Origin of the sequence: Stenotrophomonas sp. DDT-1, assembly GCF_001580555.1 — a bacterium.
Classification (GTDB): Bacteria; Pseudomonadota; Gammaproteobacteria; order Xanthomonadales; family Xanthomonadaceae; genus Stenotrophomonas; species Stenotrophomonas sepilia.
Genome location: NZ_LEKR01000003.1, coordinates 38321 through 52592, shown reverse-complemented (window position 1 = coordinate 52592; position 14272 = coordinate 38321). Strand labels below are relative to the sequence as shown.

At 68.0% G+C, this 14272-nt stretch carries 13 protein-coding genes; 3 read left to right on the top strand and 10 right to left on the bottom strand.

The genetic code is table 11. The features are described 5' to 3' along the window. Positions 1-29 precede the first annotated feature (29 nt). Together AB839_RS02280 and sppA are read left to right on the top strand one after the other, a co-directional pair. Positions 30-1394 (top strand): MATE family efflux transporter, encoded by a 1365-nt coding sequence (locus AB839_RS02280; protein WP_005419642.1) that lies wholly within the window; start codon positions 30-32, stop codon positions 1392-1394. A 115-nt stretch (positions 1395-1509) separates the two neighbouring features. Then, a complete protein-coding gene (gene sppA / locus AB839_RS02275) occupies positions 1510-3432 on the top strand; it encodes a signal peptide peptidase SppA (RefSeq protein ID WP_061478137.1) in 1923 nt (640 codons plus the stop codon). 125 nt (positions 3433-3557) lie between these two features. Here sppA and AB839_RS02270 read toward each other — a convergent pair whose 3' ends face one another. Further along, entirely contained in the window at positions 3558-3770 is a 213-nt protein-coding gene (locus AB839_RS02270; protein ID WP_061478136.1) for a hypothetical protein, read from the bottom strand. Positions 3771-3881: 111 nt separating this feature from the next. Between AB839_RS02270 and AB839_RS02265 the strand changes: the two genes are divergently transcribed. Next, a complete protein-coding gene (locus AB839_RS02265) occupies positions 3882-4658 on the top strand; it encodes an SDR family oxidoreductase (RefSeq protein WP_014038643.1) in 777 nt (258 codons plus the stop codon). A 48-nt stretch (positions 4659-4706) separates the two neighbouring features. Here the strand turns inward: AB839_RS02265 and AB839_RS02260 are convergent, their stop codons facing one another. The 9 genes from AB839_RS02260 to AB839_RS02220 all read right to left on the bottom strand — a co-directional run bounded on the left by AB839_RS02260 (position 4707) and on the right by AB839_RS02220 (position 14213). Beyond that, entirely contained in the window at positions 4707-5417 is a 711-nt protein-coding gene (locus AB839_RS02260; protein ID WP_061478208.1) for a hypothetical protein, read from the bottom strand. 34 nt (positions 5418-5451) lie between these two features. After that, positions 5452-6141, bottom strand: coding sequence for a hypothetical protein (locus AB839_RS02255; RefSeq protein ID WP_061478135.1), 690 nt, complete (start codon positions 6139-6141; stop codon positions 5452-5454). 43 nt (positions 6142-6184) lie between these two features. After that, positions 6185-6775, bottom strand: a complete 591-nt coding sequence (locus tag AB839_RS02250) for a Sua5/YciO/YrdC/YwlC family protein (protein ID WP_005419629.1) — start codon at positions 6773-6775, stop codon at positions 6185-6187. 98 nt (positions 6776-6873) lie between these two features. Next, positions 6874-9357: a DNA topoisomerase I gene (locus AB839_RS02245; RefSeq protein ID WP_061478134.1), complete on the bottom strand. Its 2484-nt coding sequence runs from the start codon at positions 9355-9357 to the stop codon at positions 6874-6876. A 193-nt stretch (positions 9358-9550) separates the two neighbouring features. Further along, positions 9551-10480: an RDD family protein gene (locus AB839_RS02240; protein WP_061478133.1), complete on the bottom strand. Its 930-nt coding sequence runs from the start codon at positions 10478-10480 to the stop codon at positions 9551-9553. Positions 10481-10529: 49 nt separating this feature from the next. Next, positions 10530-11288: a pilin gene (locus AB839_RS02235; protein WP_053496977.1), complete on the bottom strand. Its 759-nt coding sequence runs from the start codon at positions 11286-11288 to the stop codon at positions 10530-10532. Positions 11289-11327: 39 nt separating this feature from the next. After that, positions 11328-11801, bottom strand: a complete 474-nt coding sequence (locus AB839_RS02230; RefSeq protein ID WP_005419622.1) for a DUF494 family protein — start codon at positions 11799-11801, stop codon at positions 11328-11330. Between the two features lie 43 nt (positions 11802-11844). After that, entirely contained in the window at positions 11845-12972 is a 1128-nt protein-coding gene (gene dprA, locus AB839_RS02225) for a DNA-processing protein DprA (protein WP_061478132.1), read from the bottom strand. Positions 12973-13082: 110 nt separating this feature from the next. Next, entirely contained in the window at positions 13083-14213 is a 1131-nt protein-coding gene (locus AB839_RS02220; protein ID WP_061478131.1) for a LysM peptidoglycan-binding domain-containing protein, read from the bottom strand. Positions 14214-14272: the final 59 nt, after the last annotated feature.

The following is a 14272-nucleotide window of genomic DNA, read 5'->3' as shown; positions in this document are numbered from 1 at the left end:
GCGCAACCGCAGTTCGCGTCAAGCACCTTATGTCTACTGCAACCTCCACGCCGCGCTTCAGCAAGGAAGTCGGCGCCACCGGTCTGCTCGCCCTGCCGCTCGTGCTGGGCCATGTGTCCACCGGTCTGATCTCCTTCGTCGACAACGTGATTGCCGGCCACCACGCTACGGCGACCCTTGCCGCAGTCACCATCGGTACGGCGCTGTTGTGGCTGCCGATGCTGATTCCGATCGGCACCCTGATCTCGCTCACCGCTTCGGTGTCGCAGCTGCACGGCGCCGGCCGCGAGCGCGAGATCGGCCCGCTGTTCCGCCAGGCACTGTGGCTGGCGCTGGGGCTGGGGCTGATCATGTTCACCTTCCTCACCGTGGTGCCGCCGCTGCTGCCGGCCTTCGGCATCGCGCCGGACATCGTGCCGGGGGCGACCGCGTTCCTGCATGCGGTGCGCTGGGGTGGCCCGGCGCTGACCCTGTACTTCTGCATGCGTTATCTCAGCGAGGGCATGCACTGGACGTTGCCGACCATGCTGCTCGGCTTCGGTGGCCTGCTGGTGCTGGCACCGATGGGCTACGTGCTGGCCAATGGCAAGCTCGGCTTCCCGGAGTTGGGGGCCGAGGGCCTGGGCATCGCTTCGGCGGTGATGATGTGGCTGCAGGCAACCGCATTCGCCCTGTATCTGTGGCGGACCAAGCGCTTCGCCCATCTGCAGCTGTTCTCGCACTTCGAGGGACCGCGCTGGAAGGCGATCTGGGAGCTGCTGCGTACCGGCCTGCCGATCGGCATCACCGTGTTGATGGAAGGTGGCCTGTTCATCGTCACCGCCTTGCTGATCGGCCGCCTGGGCGCCAATGAAGCGGCGGCACACCAGATCGCGATCAACGTCGCGCAGCTGTGCTTCATGATCCCGATGGGCGTGGCCGAGGCCACCACCGTGCGCGTCGGCCATGCGGTCGGCCGTGGTGACGGCTTCGGCGTGCGGCGTGCGGCCTGGGCCGGCTACGCGATCATCATGGGCACGCAGACGTTGTCAGCGGCGGTGCTGCTGTTCGGCCACGATGCCATCGTCGGTGTGTACACCAACGACCTGGCAGTGGCCGGCCTGGCCTCGACCCTGCTGCTGTACGCGGCCACCTTCCAGTTCCCGGACGGCATCCAGGTGCTGTCGGCGGGTGCGCTGCGCGGCCTCAAGGACACCCGCGTGCCGATGTTCATCGCCATGTTCGCGTACTGGGGCCTGGGCATGCCGCTCGGCGCCGGGCTCGGCCTGGGGCTGGGCATGGGCCCGCAGGGCATGTGGATCGGCCTGATCGTCGGCCTGACTGCCGCTGCCATCCTGATGGGCTGGCGCCTGCGCCGCAGCAGCCAGCGCATCGGGCAGTCCGCGCTGTCCTGATCTTCCTGCCCGCCATGCCGACCCATGGCGGGCGATCCCCTGACTTGTGTCCGATGCCGCATCACGCGGCACCGGCTATGCTGGTACCACGGCAAGAAGCCATCCGGAGCGTTCCATGAATCAACCCGTGCCCCCGCTGCCCCCGGCGCGTCGCAACCCCGTCGCCAGTTTCTTCATCGGGCTGTGGGACGTCATGAACTTCACCCGCCGGTTGATCCTCAACCTGGTGTTCTTCGGCCTGCTGTTCCTGCTGCTGGTGATGTTCGTCATCGCCGCCGGCATGGGCGCCGGTGCCAGCAAGTCGCTGCAGGACCGCACCACCCTGGTGATCGCGCCGGAGGGCCGCCTGGTCGAGCAGTTCAGTGCCGATCCGGTCAGCCGCGCACTGGCCAAGGCGGTGGGTGACAACGGTGCCGAAGAGATCCAGCTGCGCGATCTGCTGCGGGTGATCGAGTCGGCCAAGGACGACAAGAAGATCGAGCGCGTGGTGCTGGAGCTGGACAAGCTGCAGCCGTCCGGCTTCGCTTCGCTGCGCGAAGTGGCCGCCGCGCTGCAGGATCTGCGTGCCTCCGGCAAGCAGCTGGTGGCCTACAGCGAGAGCATGGGCCAGTCGCAGTACCTGCTGGCCGCGCAGGCCGACGAGGTCTACCTGGACCCGATGGGTTCGGTCGTGCTCGAAGGCCTCGGCCGCTACCGCCAGTACTTCCGCACCGGCCTGCAGGACAAGCTGGGCGTGGACGTGCACCTGTTCAAGGTGGGCGAGTACAAGTCCGCGGCCGAACCGTACGTGCTCGACGCCGCGTCGCCGGCCTCCAAGGAAGCCGACCTGTTCTGGATGAACGATGTGTGGCAGCGCTATCTGGGCGACATCGCCAAGGCGCGCCGCCTGGATCCGGCGCAGCTGGCTGCCGGCATCGACACGCTGCCGGAAGGCATTGCCGCCGCCGGTGGCGACCTGGCCAAGTTCGCGCTGCAGCAGAAGCTGGTGACCGCGCTGAAGACCCGCGAGGAGTTCGAGGATCTGATGATCGAGCGCGGCGTGGCCGACGAAGACGCCGACGGTGGTTTCCGCAACGTCGACTTCGGGCGTTACCTGGCCCTGCTCGACGCGCGCCGCAACCCGGTGGACTCGCGTCCGCAGGTGGCCGTGGTGGTGGCTGCCGGCGAGATCAGCGGTGGCGACCTGCCGGCCGGCCGCATCGGCGGCGAGTCGACCTCAGCGCTGTTGCGCGCCGCGCGCGACGACGACAACGTGAAGGCTGTGGTGCTGCGCGTCGATTCGCCGGGCGGTGAGGTGTTCGCCTCCGAGCAGATCCGCCGTGAAGTGGTGGCGCTGCAGGCCGCCGGCAAGCCGGTGGTGGTGTCGATGGGCGACCTGGCTGCCTCCGGCGGCTACTGGATCAGCATGAATGCCGATCGCATCTACGCCGATCCGTCGACCATCACCGGTTCGATCGGCATCTTCGGCATGGTGCCGAACTTCAGCCGCGCGCTGGACAAGATCGGCGTGCACACCGATGGTGTCGGCACCACCCGTTTCGCCGGTGCATTCGATGTCACCCGCCCGATGGATCCGGCCGTGGGCCAGGTCATCCAGTCGGTGATCAACAAGGGCTACGCCGACTTCACCGGCCGCGTCGCCGACGCCCGCAAGAAGCCGGTCGAGGCGGTGGACGAGGTGGCTCGCGGCCGCGTGTGGAGCGGTGCGCAGGCCAAGGAACGGGGCCTGGTCGATGCCTTCGGTGGCCTGAAGGATGCCGTGGCCGACGCTGCCAGCCGTGCCAAGCTGGGCAAGGCCGACGCTTATCGCGTGCGCTACATCGAGAAGGCGGCCACGCCGTTCGCACAGTTCGTCAGCGGTTTCGCCGGCAGCCGCGCCGGTGCCTGGATGCTGTCCGATTCGGGCATGGCACGGATGATGCTGGCACGCACGATGCCGGAAGTGGATACGCAGCTGCGCTTTGTCGAGAACGCGGCCCGCGAGAAGGGCAATGGCGCACCGGTGAAGGCGCTTGCTTACTGCTTCTGCGGGTTCTGACGGAAGCCATCCACGCAGGGCGTGGAACTACTGGACAGCGAAACGCCCGGCCTTGGCCGGGCGTTCTCGTTCATGGGGTCGGATCCCTTGGCTTCGCAAAGGGCTCTGACCCCATAGGCCACTCGTCATTGCGCCGCGTCGACCTCGGCCTTGCGCTCGCGAGCGGCGGCTTCATCCACGGCCTTCTGCGCGCCCTTGGCGCGGTCCAGCGGCTCCTGCATCGCACGCGACATCGCCTTGGGTACCGGTGGCTTCTCCGGATTCGGCGTCGGCCGACGCTGGCAGGCCACCAGCAGCACGATGGCCAGCAGGGACAAGAACAGGATCAGGATGCGCATGGCGGTACTCCGCGGTGGGCGTTCTCGCAGTGTCGCATCTCCGGCAACGCCCTGCCGTGAGCGCGTATCCTTGCGGCATCGAAACACAGCGGGCGCGGCCCCGGAGGACACATGACCCAGCAACGGTGGCGCCTGGACGGCCAGACTGCCCTGATTACGGGCGCCAGCGCCGGCATTGGCCTGGCCATCGCGCACGAACTGGCCGGCCTCGGCGCCGACCTGATGATCGTGGGCCGTGACATCGATATGCTGGAGACGGCGCGCGACGAACTGCTGGACGTGTATCCGCAGCACCAGGTGCACGCCCTGGCTGCCGATGTCTCCGATGACGAGGACCGCCGGCAGATCCTGGACTGGGTGGAGGACCACAGCGATGGCCTGCACATCCTGGTCAACAACGCCGGTGGCAACGTCACCAAGGCGGCCACGGAGTATTCCGAGGACGAATGGCGCAAGATCTTCGAGACCAACCTGTTCTCGGCCTTCGAGCTGTCGCGCTACGCGCACCCCCTGTTGGCGCGGCATGCGTCGTCATCCATCGTCAACGTCGGCAGCGTATCCGGCCTGACCCACGTGCGCAGTGGCGTGGTCTATGGCATGACCAAGGCCGCGATGCACCAGATGACCCGCAACCTGGCCGTCGAGTGGGCGGAGGATGGCATCCGGGTCAACGCGGTGGCGCCCTGGTACATCCGCACGCGGCGCACGTCCGGTCCGTTGTCGGACCCGGACTACTACGAGGAAGTGATCAACCGCACGCCGATGCGTCGCATCGGCGAGCCGGAGGAAGTGGCTGCCGCGGTAGGCTTCCTGTGCCTGCCGGCGGCCAGCTATGTCACCGGCGAGTGCATCGCAGTGGATGGTGGTTTCCTGCGCTACGGGTTCTGATCTTCCGAGGGGTAGCGCCGGCCAGCGGCCGGCACTGCCGCATGGCAGTCACCCCGGTACCGGGCAGTTGCTGGCCTCCAGCACGCCCTGCAACCGTTCGCGTTCCCCCCGGGCCTTGTCGCGGTTCTCCGGTGAGGCGAACCGCTCGCGGCCACGTGCGTCGCGGAAGCGTTGCTGCCAGCTGCTGCAGCGCTGCGCGTCCGGCAGTTCCTCGCAGCGGTCGCGCACCACTTCGCAGCCTGCAGCGTTGACCGGTGTGGCGCCGCCCAGGCCCTGCACGGTCATCAGTTCGCAGCGGCCGGGGGCAGCTTCGTATTCGTGCAGGTAGCCACCGCCCTGGCCGTCGGTGCACTGGAAGATAGGCGGCAGCGGCGGCTTCGGCGGCGCATTGCTGTCCGGCGCGGCATCGGCCTGGCGTGGCAGCGATGCACTGTCGAGTATCAGATCGCCGCCTTCGCGTTCGACCATGCCGGCTTCCATGATCGTGCGTCCTTCGCCGGGGCGGCGGGGGCTGGGCGCGGAAGCCGGCGGCATACCCGCCGCCGCCGGTGCGGGTGGCGACGGCACAGGGGCCGGCGTGGGCGACGCACTGGCAGCGGCCGGAATCCGCACCACCTGCTGCTTGCTGCCGGCAGGGCAGGGCGTACGTTGCAGGGTGGGCACATCGCTGTTGCTGGAGGTGCAGCGGTAGATCACCCCGTCGTCGGCCACTGCGTTGCCGGCGAACAGGCCCAGGGCCAGCCAGATCAGGTTCTTCATGCGCACAGCGTACATGCCACGGCAGGTGCTGCGCTCAGCGTCCGCAGTCGCGCGACAGGCGCGCGTCGATGCCACGCTGTTCGTTGCTGATGGCGGTGCGTTCACTCTGCAGCGCGCTGTTGTAGCGGCGGTCCAGTTCCCAGCGGCGGTCGCGCAGGCGCGCGCAGACTTCCTGTGGCGGCAGCGCATGGCAGCTGTCGCGGACCAGCACGCTGCCGGCCGGAACCTGTACACCGACACCCACCGCTGGCGGCCGGTAGCCGGTTCCTTCACCGATGGGGGTGCCGACCGGCGTGCCGAAGGCCGGGCGTGGGCCGGGATGGACCGGGCCGTGGTGCCCGTGCGGGAGCCAGACGCTGGTCCACAACGGCACCCAGCGCGGATTGCCCTCGTTGTTGTCGCTGGTGTAGCGGCGACCGTCGTCGCTTACGCACTCGTACAACGGTTGTGGTGGCTGGAGGTAGACGTGGCGGACCTCACGATCACGCATCACCGGAACCTCGTCCGGCCGGGCGGGTGCCGCGTCGCTGCGCACCACCCGGGGGGCCGGGTCGCGCGGGCGCTGCAGGTCACGCACTTCCTGCCGGCCACTGCTGCATGGCTTGTCCTGCAGGGCCACGGCGCCGTTGCTGGCGACACAGCGGTACACGCGCACGTCCTCGGCGGCGGGTGCGGTCCATGGCAGCAACAGGCACAGGCCCAGGGCGGTGCGCAGCAGGTTCATGGCGGCAGGGTGCGTGATTGTCCGCGGCAGTGCAATCGTCGGTTCAGGAGCGCAGTACGTTGCCGCTGAGCGCGTCGCGGATCGGGGTTGGCTGGGCCAGGCCGCCGGTCTCGCCGTCGAGGAGGCCATCGAGCAGGCGCAGCAGGCGCGGATCGAGCTCGGCACGGCTGCGGGCCGGCGGTTCACCGGCCAGGTTGGCGCTGGTGGAAACCAGCGGGCCACCCCAGGCGCGGCACAGGGCGGCGACCAGCGGGTGGGCGCTGATGCGCACCGCGATACCGCTGTGTTCGCCGGTGACCCAGGGCTGCGCGTGCGGACCGGCCGGCAGGATCCAGGTGTTGGCGCCCGGCCAGCTGGCCAGCACCGCGCGCTGGCGGGCGTCGGGCAATGCCTGCAGGCGGACCCAGCCCTCCAGCTGCGACAGTTCGGCGGCCACCAGGATCATGCCCTTTTCGATCGGGCGCTGCTTCAGCCGCAGCACCGCGTGCACCGCGGCTTCATGTGACGGATCGCAGCCCAGGCCCCAGACCGCTTCGGTCGGATAGGCAATCACGCCACCGGCGCGGAGCGTGGCGACAGCAGAGTTCAGGGTGAGTTCTTTCATGACGGCGACCGGCCCGGCGTGGGCCTCCATTATCCCCCCGCTGCGTGCAGAAGGGGTGGTCGGCGCGGACGGTAGGTGCGGACCGTTGGTCCGCACACCTTGCCACCTCATCCACGCATGGTGTGGATCTACTTCTTCGCAGCGGCCTTCTTGACGGCCTTCTTCGCCGGTGCCTTCTTTGCGGCAGCTTTCTTCACCGCCTTCTTGGCCGGCGCTTTCCTGGCCGCTGCCTTCTTCGGCGCTGCTTCCTTCTTCACTGCAGCCTTCTTGGCCGGCGCCTTCTTCGTGGCGGCTTTCTTGGCGCCGAAGCCCTTGCGCACCGGCTTGCCGGTTTCTTCCATCAGCTGTTGCACTTCGGCCAGGGTCAGCGAGGCCGGCTCGCGATCCTTGGGGATCTTGCCGTTCATCTTTCCATCGCTGATGTACGGGCCGAAGCGGCCGTTCAGCACCTGGATGTCGCTGCCCTCGAACTCCTTGATGATCCGGTTGCGCGCGATCTCTTCCTTCTCTTCGATCAGGAATACGGCGCGGGCCAGGTCGATGGTGTACGGGTCGTCTTCCTTCTTCAGCGAGGCGTAGGTGCTGCCGCGCTTGGCGAACGGGCCGAAGCGGCCGATGCCGACGCTGACCGGCTCACCATTGTCCTCGCCCAGCGCGCGCGGCATCAGGAACAGTTCCAGCGCGTCTTCCAACGAGATGGTGTGCATCGACTGGCCGGGGCGCAACGAGGCGAACTTCGGCTTTTCCTCGGCGTCCTCGGCAGTGCTGCCGATGGCAGCATACGGCCCGAAACGACCCAGCCGCACGCTGACCGGCTTGCCGGTCTTGGGGTCGGTGCCGAGCTCGCGCGCGCCACTGGCCTCGGCGCGGTCGACCGATTCCTTCTTGTCTTCGACCAGTTCCTTGAACGGCTCCCAGAAACGGGCCATCAGCGGAATCCATTCTTCCTCACCGCGCGAGACGGCATCGAGCTCGTCCTCAAGCCTGGCGGTGAAGTCGTAATCCACGTACTGGGTGAAGTGGCTGGACAGGAACTTGGACACCGCGCGGCCCACGTCGGACGGGCGGAAGCTGCGGCCTTCCATTTCCACATACTTGCGGAACAGCAGGGTCTGGATGATCGAGGCGTAGGTCGAGGGACGGCCGATGCCGTACTCTTCCAGCGCCTTCACCAGCGCCGCTTCGGTGTAGCGCGGCGGTGGCTGGGTGAAATGCTGTTCGGCCAGGATGCGTTCCAGCGGGATGCGGTCGCCCGGCTTCATCGCGGGCAGCTTGCGGCCCTCATCTTCGTCCTCGGCGCTCTTGTTGTCCTTGCCTTCCTCGTACACGGCCAGGAAGCCGGGCACGACCACGGTGGTGCCGCTGGCGCGGAACACGTGTTCGCTGCCGGCCGACAGGTCGACGCTGACGGTGTTGAGCGTGGCCGGGATCATCTGGCAGGCCACCGCACGCTTCCAGATCAGCTCGTACAGGCGCCGCTCGTCGTCGGTCAGGAAGCGGGCGACCTGTGACGGCGTGCGCAGGGCCGAGGTCGGGCGCACCGCTTCGTGCGCTTCCTGGGCGTTCTTCGACTTGGTCTGGTAGGTGTTGGGCTGGTCCGGCAGCGAGGCGATGCCGTAGTCGCGGGCGATCACGTCGCGGATTTCCGCCAGCGCGTCCTGCGACAGGTTCACCGAGTCGGTACGCATGTACGAAATCAGGCCGACGGTGCCTTCGTCGCCGATGGCCACGCCCTCATACAGCTTCTGCGCCACCTGCATGGTCTTGCGGGTGGTGAAGCCGAGCTTGCGCGAGGCTTCCTGCTGCAGGGTGGAGGTGGTGAACGGCGGCGCCGGGCGGCGCTTGCGCTCCTTGCTGGCCACGTCGGTGACGTGCAGCGAACCCTGCGCGGCCTGCTGGATGCGCATGCGCGCCGCTTCAGCGGTGTCGCCATCGGTGATGGTGAACTGCTCGAATTTCTGCCCGTCCAGCTTGACCAGCTTGGCATTGAAGTGCTGGGACGGGTGCGCGCACTCGGCAGCGATCGACCAGTACTCGCGGGCGATGAAGGCTTCGATCTCTTCCTCGCGCTCGACGATCATGCGCAGCGCCGGGCTCTGCACGCGGCCGGCGGACAGGCCGCGCTGCACCTTGCGCCACAGCACCGGCGACAGGTTGAAGCCGACCAGGTAGTCCAGCGCGCGGCGGGCCTGCTGGGCGTCGACGAGGTCGCTGGCGATCGCGCGCGGCTGGCTGATCGCTTCCTTGATGGCCCGCGGGGTGATCTCGGTGAACACCACGCGCTGCATCGGCTTGTCCTTGACCAGCCCGCGCTCCTTCAGGATCTCGGCGATATGCCAGCTGATCGCTTCACCCTCGCGATCCGGGTCGGTTGCCAGCAGGATGTCGTCGGCGCCCTTGGCGGCCTTGGCGATCGCATCGACATGCTTTTCGTTCTTGTCGATCACGTCGTAGTGCATGGCGAACCCGTTGTCCGGGTCGACCGCGCCTTCCTTCGGAATCAGGTCACGCACATGCCCATACGAGGCCAGGACGGTGTAGTCCTTGCCGAGGTATTTGTTGATCGTCTTGGCCTTGGCCGGCGATTCGACGATGAGCAGGTGCTTGGGCATGGCAGCAGTGTCTGTGGGGCGAGCCGCAGGGAAGGGGCCGCTAGGGTGGAGCAAACGGCCGCATTAGTGAAGCGGCCACGGACAAATCAATACGCTGAACGCCCGGTAGTGTGCCGGGCGTTCAGGTTTCACCTTACTAGAGGAATCACGCCCGGCCAGCCCCTGTCAAGCAGCCAGACGTGAGGATGGCCGTTCATGAGGCCATCTTGGCGATGAAGCCGACCGCAGCCACCAGCAGCACCAGGCCCGCCACCGTCAGCAGGCCGGTCAGTACCAGGATCACGATGGTGACCGTACCCAGCTCATGGCGCTGCAGCTGCGGCTGGTCGGTGTAGGCCCAGCGGTCGACCACCAGGGTGTCGCAGATCATGTCGTGCAGGCCCTGCTTGCGCTCGGTGAAGGCGGCCATCAGGAAGCCGATGCCCAGGGTGAAGCTGCTCAGCAGCATGGCCCAGTAGCGACCGAAGGCGCGGCCCCGGGTCAGCCGGTCACCGTTGCTGCGCACGACCTTGATGCCGACCGCCATCTTGCCCAGCGTGGCGCCGCCCGGCGAGGAATGGAACCAGGTGTAGTAGGCCACGCCGATGGCCATGTTGATCAGCGCGCTGGCCAGCTGCGCGACGATTTCGATGGAGGTTTCGCCACTGCCCACCGCGCCCATGCTGGCGCCAAGCACCACGCCGATGATGGCGCCGATGATGCCGCCCGGCACGGCCAGCACGAAGTAGTCGATCATGTAGGCCGCGACGCGCTTCCAGAAGCCGGCGTAGACCACCTCGCCGCCGATCACCGGCCGCGCGCCACCGGCAGCGGCGGCGGCCGGGGCGTTGTAGGGCGAGCTGCTGAGCGCGCCCGTGCCAGGCAGCGGCGCAGTGCCGTTGTCGATGGCGGCGTAGTCGCTGCGCAGGTCGAAGCCGCCACTGGCAGTGGCGGTGCTGGCGTCGGCCAGCGTCTGCAGGCCCAGTTCATCGACCACCTGGCGCAGTGCAGCCCACTGGGCCATGCCTTCGCGCCAGACCAGGGTGTCCAGGTTCAGTTCGCCGCGCTGGAAGCGCTGGCGGATCTCCTGGACCGACAGCGGGCCCTGGCGTTGCTGTCCTACGGCGTAGTACCACTCAGTCATTGCATGTTCCCTGTTGGATCGTCCTTGGAGGTGCTGCCGTGCGCGTGGCTCAGCCGCGGCATGACGTCGGCAGGTACTTGTCGTCGCTTTCACCGCTGCATTCCCAGCGGCCGCTGTCGCGATCATATTCCAGCCACAGCAGGTCGCCATCGAGGCTCTTGCCGGGCACGGCCAGTGTTGCTTCGATGCCACAGTGGCCGTTGTTGAAGCGGCCGATGTTCACCGCCGACAGGCCGGCCTGGGTGAAGTCACCCGGGGCCGGGAAACCGGCATCGTTGGCGCCGGGGCAGCGGCCTTCATCGTCGGCGAAGTGCTGCACCTGCTGTTTCAGCGGCTGCAGGGCATTGACCGCGGTCGCGATCCTGGCACGCACGGTGTAGTCGTTGTATGCGGGCAGCGCGATCGCCGCGAGGATGGCCATGATCGGTACCAGTACCAGCAGCAGGCCGCCGCCGATGATCGCGGTCAGGGCGCAACCGGAGAGCTTCTTCTTCGGCGGCGGCAGGACCCCGGCCGCCGCCTGGGTGGCATAGGGCGTGGACGGCGGCAGTACAGGCGGCTGCGGCGGAGGCGGGGCCACCGGTTCCGGTTCCGGCTCGGGTTGCTGGGCCGGCGCAGCAACGTCCAGCGCCGGCACGATCAGGCCCAGCTCGTCGACAACGGTGCGCAAGGGCTGCCATTGCGGCAGGCCGTCGCGCCAGACCAGGGTGTCCAGGGAGATCTGGTTGTTTCGGAACAACTCGACCAACTGTTCCGCCGGCAGCGGGCCTTGCTGCCGGTTGCCTTCTGCATGGAACCACTCGCTCACGGGGACGCTCCTGAATGCGCTATGCCCCCAAGTGTACGGTCAGTGAAGGGGTTCTGGCTCGTCCATGAACATCTGCGTCTCCATCCAGGCATAGGCCGCTTCGGAGCCGGGCTGGTTGAACAGCACCATCAGCACGACCCATTTCAGGTCGTCCAGGTCCAGTTCGTCCTGGTCCAGGGCCATCGCCCGGTCCAGCACCAGCTCGCGCTGGTCGGCGTCGAGGATGCCGTGCTGTTCCAGGTACAGCAGGAAGCCGCGGCATTCCACATCCAGCTTGTCCAGCTCGGGGCCATGGTAGATGCGCACGGGGCCGTCGACCCGCGCCTGGGCCACGCTCGGCCGCTGGGCGGCCAGGGCATCGAGCCAGTCGAACGCCTTGTTGATCTCGGTGGGGCTGAAACCGGCCTGGATCAGGCCGTTCTGCAGCGAATCGCGGTCACGGATCAGGTCCGCATCTTCGCTGAAATAGTGTTCAAACAGGTACAGCAGTACATCCAGGATGCTCTCTTTCATTGCCCCTCGGCCTGCGTCGCGCGACGCTGTGGAGGTGAAGAAACTAGGGAGTTCGACAGTAGCGGCCGTGTACGCACACCACGATTCCCGCCAGTTCCATGGCCAGCAGCATGGAGGACACCTGGGACGCCGTCAATCCACAGCGCGTGATCAGTGAATCCGTACCGCTTGGGTTGTGGTCCAGGGCTCGCCACAAGCACTGGTAGTCAGGGTCGTTGGCCCAGCGCGCCGGCAGGACGGCCGGCAGTGCCTGTTCAGTGGGGGTGGCCAGCCGCGATTGCAAGCCCGGCAGTTGCTGGCGAAGGGCGGGGGCGAGCAGTTCCAGAACCTCCTCGGGGCGCTCGACCAGCGCCGCGCCCTCGCGGATCAGGCGGTGGCAGCCAGCCGCGCGCGGGTTGAGCACCGACCCGGGCAGGGCACAGACCTCGCGGCCTGCCTCGGCGGCCAGGCGCGCGGTGATCAGCGCGCCCGAACGCTGCGCGGCCTCGACCACCACGGTGGCCAGCGCCAGCCCGGCTACCAGCCGGTTGCGCGCGGGGAAGTGGCCTGGGCGGGCCGCCGTACCCGGCAGGTACTCACTGAGCACCACGCCCTCGGCGGCGATGCGCGCCTGCAGCCGGGCGTGGCTGTCCGGATAGGCGCGGTCAGGGCCCGTGCCGATCACCGCCACGGTGCAGCCACCGGCCTCCAGCGTGGCCTGGTGCGCAGCCGCATCGATGCCTGCGGCCAGGCCGCTGGTCACCGCCAGGCCCGCCTCGACGAAACAGCCGGCAAAACGCGCGGCCAGTGCGCGCCCACCCGGGGTGGGGGAACGGCTGCCGACCAGCGCCACCGACGGGCGCCAGGCCAGGCTGGGGTCTCCGGCGACGAACAGCGCCAGCGGCGGGTTGGGCACCTCCAGCAACGAGGGTGGAAAGGCCGGATCGGTGCAGGGCAGCAGGTGATGGTTGTCCTGTTCCAGCCAGCGCAGGGCGGATGCACACGCCCGGGCGTCGGGACGTTCCAGCGCGGCGCATTGCTCCGGCGTGCAGCCGTGCGCGCGCCAGTTCGCCGGGCCTTGCGCGATGGCGGCTTGCGCACCGCCCGCGGCCTGCAGCAGGGCCCGTCGTGGCGCCAGTGCGCCTCCCGCCATCAACAGGCGCAGCAGCGCCTCATATGCATGCGTGGTCATCCCCCACTATCGGCCGCACGCAATAAAGGCGCCCTAGGGCGCCTTCGCATGTGATCGTCAGGTTTTCCCGCAGACGCCTGCCGGACAGCGGCCGGCACGCCCGGCAACGGTTACTTTGCGTCCGGGTGCAGCGCGTTGTAACCGACCTGTACCGGCTTCACGCCCTGCATCACCAGCGCGTAGCTGACGTTGTCGAAGGTACGGAACACCATCGCGTGCGCGGCATACTCGTCCGGCAGCGAGACCCGGCCCGCGCCGGTGCTGAGCGAGTCGTCCATGCGCGAGGAGCCCGGGTACTTCATGCGGTGCGCCACATGGCGGCCCGGGCGCCACAGCGAGAACACGGTGCCGTTGTCCACGCCCTGGGCACGGCCGGCCGAGATCGCGATCACGTCGCGCGGGCCACCGGCATTGAACATGTCGGTGACGGCCAGCACGCGCACGTCCACACCCTCGACACCGGCAGCGGGTACATGAGGGATGAACTGCAGGTCGTACGGCTTGGCTTCGACCGGCACCAGGCGGTCACCGGCGCGCACTTCGCGGCCGCCGTCGTTCTTGTCCAGCACCAGCGTGGAGGCCTCGACCTTGCCGCCGGCAATCTGGGTGATGGTGCCGGTAGCGACCTGGGCCAGCTCGTAGCCGAGCACGCCACGGCGGGCGTTGAGCGCGTTGTAGGCCTTCCACAGGTTGCCGCTGCCCGGGGTCACGTCGCCATTGGCGGTCAGGTCTTCGGTCGGCTTGGGCTGGGCGTACCGCACGGTCGGGCGTACCACGGCCCAGCGCTGGCCCACCTGGGCATCGGCCAGGCGCACATAGACGGTGTCACCGCCGGACACGCGCAGGCGGCTGTCCTCCAGGCCGACCACGTAGGGCAGCTGCTTGATGCTGTCGACAACGCTCAGCTGCTTCAGGAACGGCTCGACCTGGGCCAGCGGAATGGCGTCGATCGGGGCCTCCTGGCGCGGGCCGGCCTGGGATACGGTCACCCGGTCCAGGTAGGCCAGGCTCAGCACGTCACCTGGATAGATCAGGTGCGGGTTGGCGATCTGCGGATTGGCTTGCCAGATCTCCGGCCACAGCCAAGGCTTCTGCAGGAAACGTGCGGCGATATCCCACAACGTATCCCCTTTTCGGACCACATAGGTGTCCGGGTGCCCGCCATTCACTTCCACGGCGGTAGCATAGGCAGCCACGGTCAGCATCGCCGCGGCGACGACCGTACGAAAACGAAGCAACATAGGTGTGAAGCCCTGATTCCCCAACAGGTCCGCGCACTATAGTCCAGAAACCGGGGCGC

Excerpts from the sequence above, each read along its gene's own strand:
- AB839_RS02250 (WP_005419629.1), bottom strand. The coding sequence starts at position 6,775 with ATGGAGGCCCACGCCGGGCCGGTCGCCGTCATGAAAGAACTCACCCTG.
- AB839_RS02230 (WP_005419622.1), bottom strand. The coding sequence starts at position 11,801 with ATGAAAGAGAGCATCCTGGATGTACTGCTGTACCTGTTTGAACACTAT.
- AB839_RS02240 (WP_061478133.1), bottom strand. The coding sequence starts at position 10,480 with ATGACTGAGTGGTACTACGCCGTAGGACAGCAACGCCAGGGCCCGCTG.
- sppA (WP_061478137.1), top strand. The coding sequence starts at position 1,510 with ATGAATCAACCCGTGCCCCCGCTGCCCCCGGCGCGTCGCAACCCCGTC.
- AB839_RS02255 (WP_061478135.1), bottom strand. The coding sequence starts at position 6,141 with ATGAACCTGCTGCGCACCGCCCTGGGCCTGTGCCTGTTGCTGCCATGG.
- dprA (WP_061478132.1), bottom strand. The coding sequence starts at position 12,972 with ATGACCACGCATGCATATGAGGCGCTGCTGCGCCTGTTGATGGCGGGA.
- AB839_RS02280 (WP_005419642.1), top strand. The coding sequence starts at position 30 with ATGTCTACTGCAACCTCCACGCCGCGCTTCAGCAAGGAAGTCGGCGCC.
- AB839_RS02245 (WP_061478134.1), bottom strand. The coding sequence starts at position 9,357 with ATGCCCAAGCACCTGCTCATCGTCGAATCGCCGGCCAAGGCCAAGACG.
- AB839_RS02270 (WP_061478136.1), bottom strand. The coding sequence starts at position 3,770 with ATGCGCATCCTGATCCTGTTCTTGTCCCTGCTGGCCATCGTGCTGCTG.
- AB839_RS02265 (WP_014038643.1), top strand. The coding sequence starts at position 3,882 with ATGACCCAGCAACGGTGGCGCCTGGACGGCCAGACTGCCCTGATTACG.
- AB839_RS02260 (WP_061478208.1), bottom strand. The coding sequence starts at position 5,417 with ATGAAGAACCTGATCTGGCTGGCCCTGGGCCTGTTCGCCGGCAACGCA.
- AB839_RS02220 (WP_061478131.1), bottom strand. The coding sequence starts at position 14,213 with ATGTTGCTTCGTTTTCGTACGGTCGTCGCCGCGGCGATGCTGACCGTG.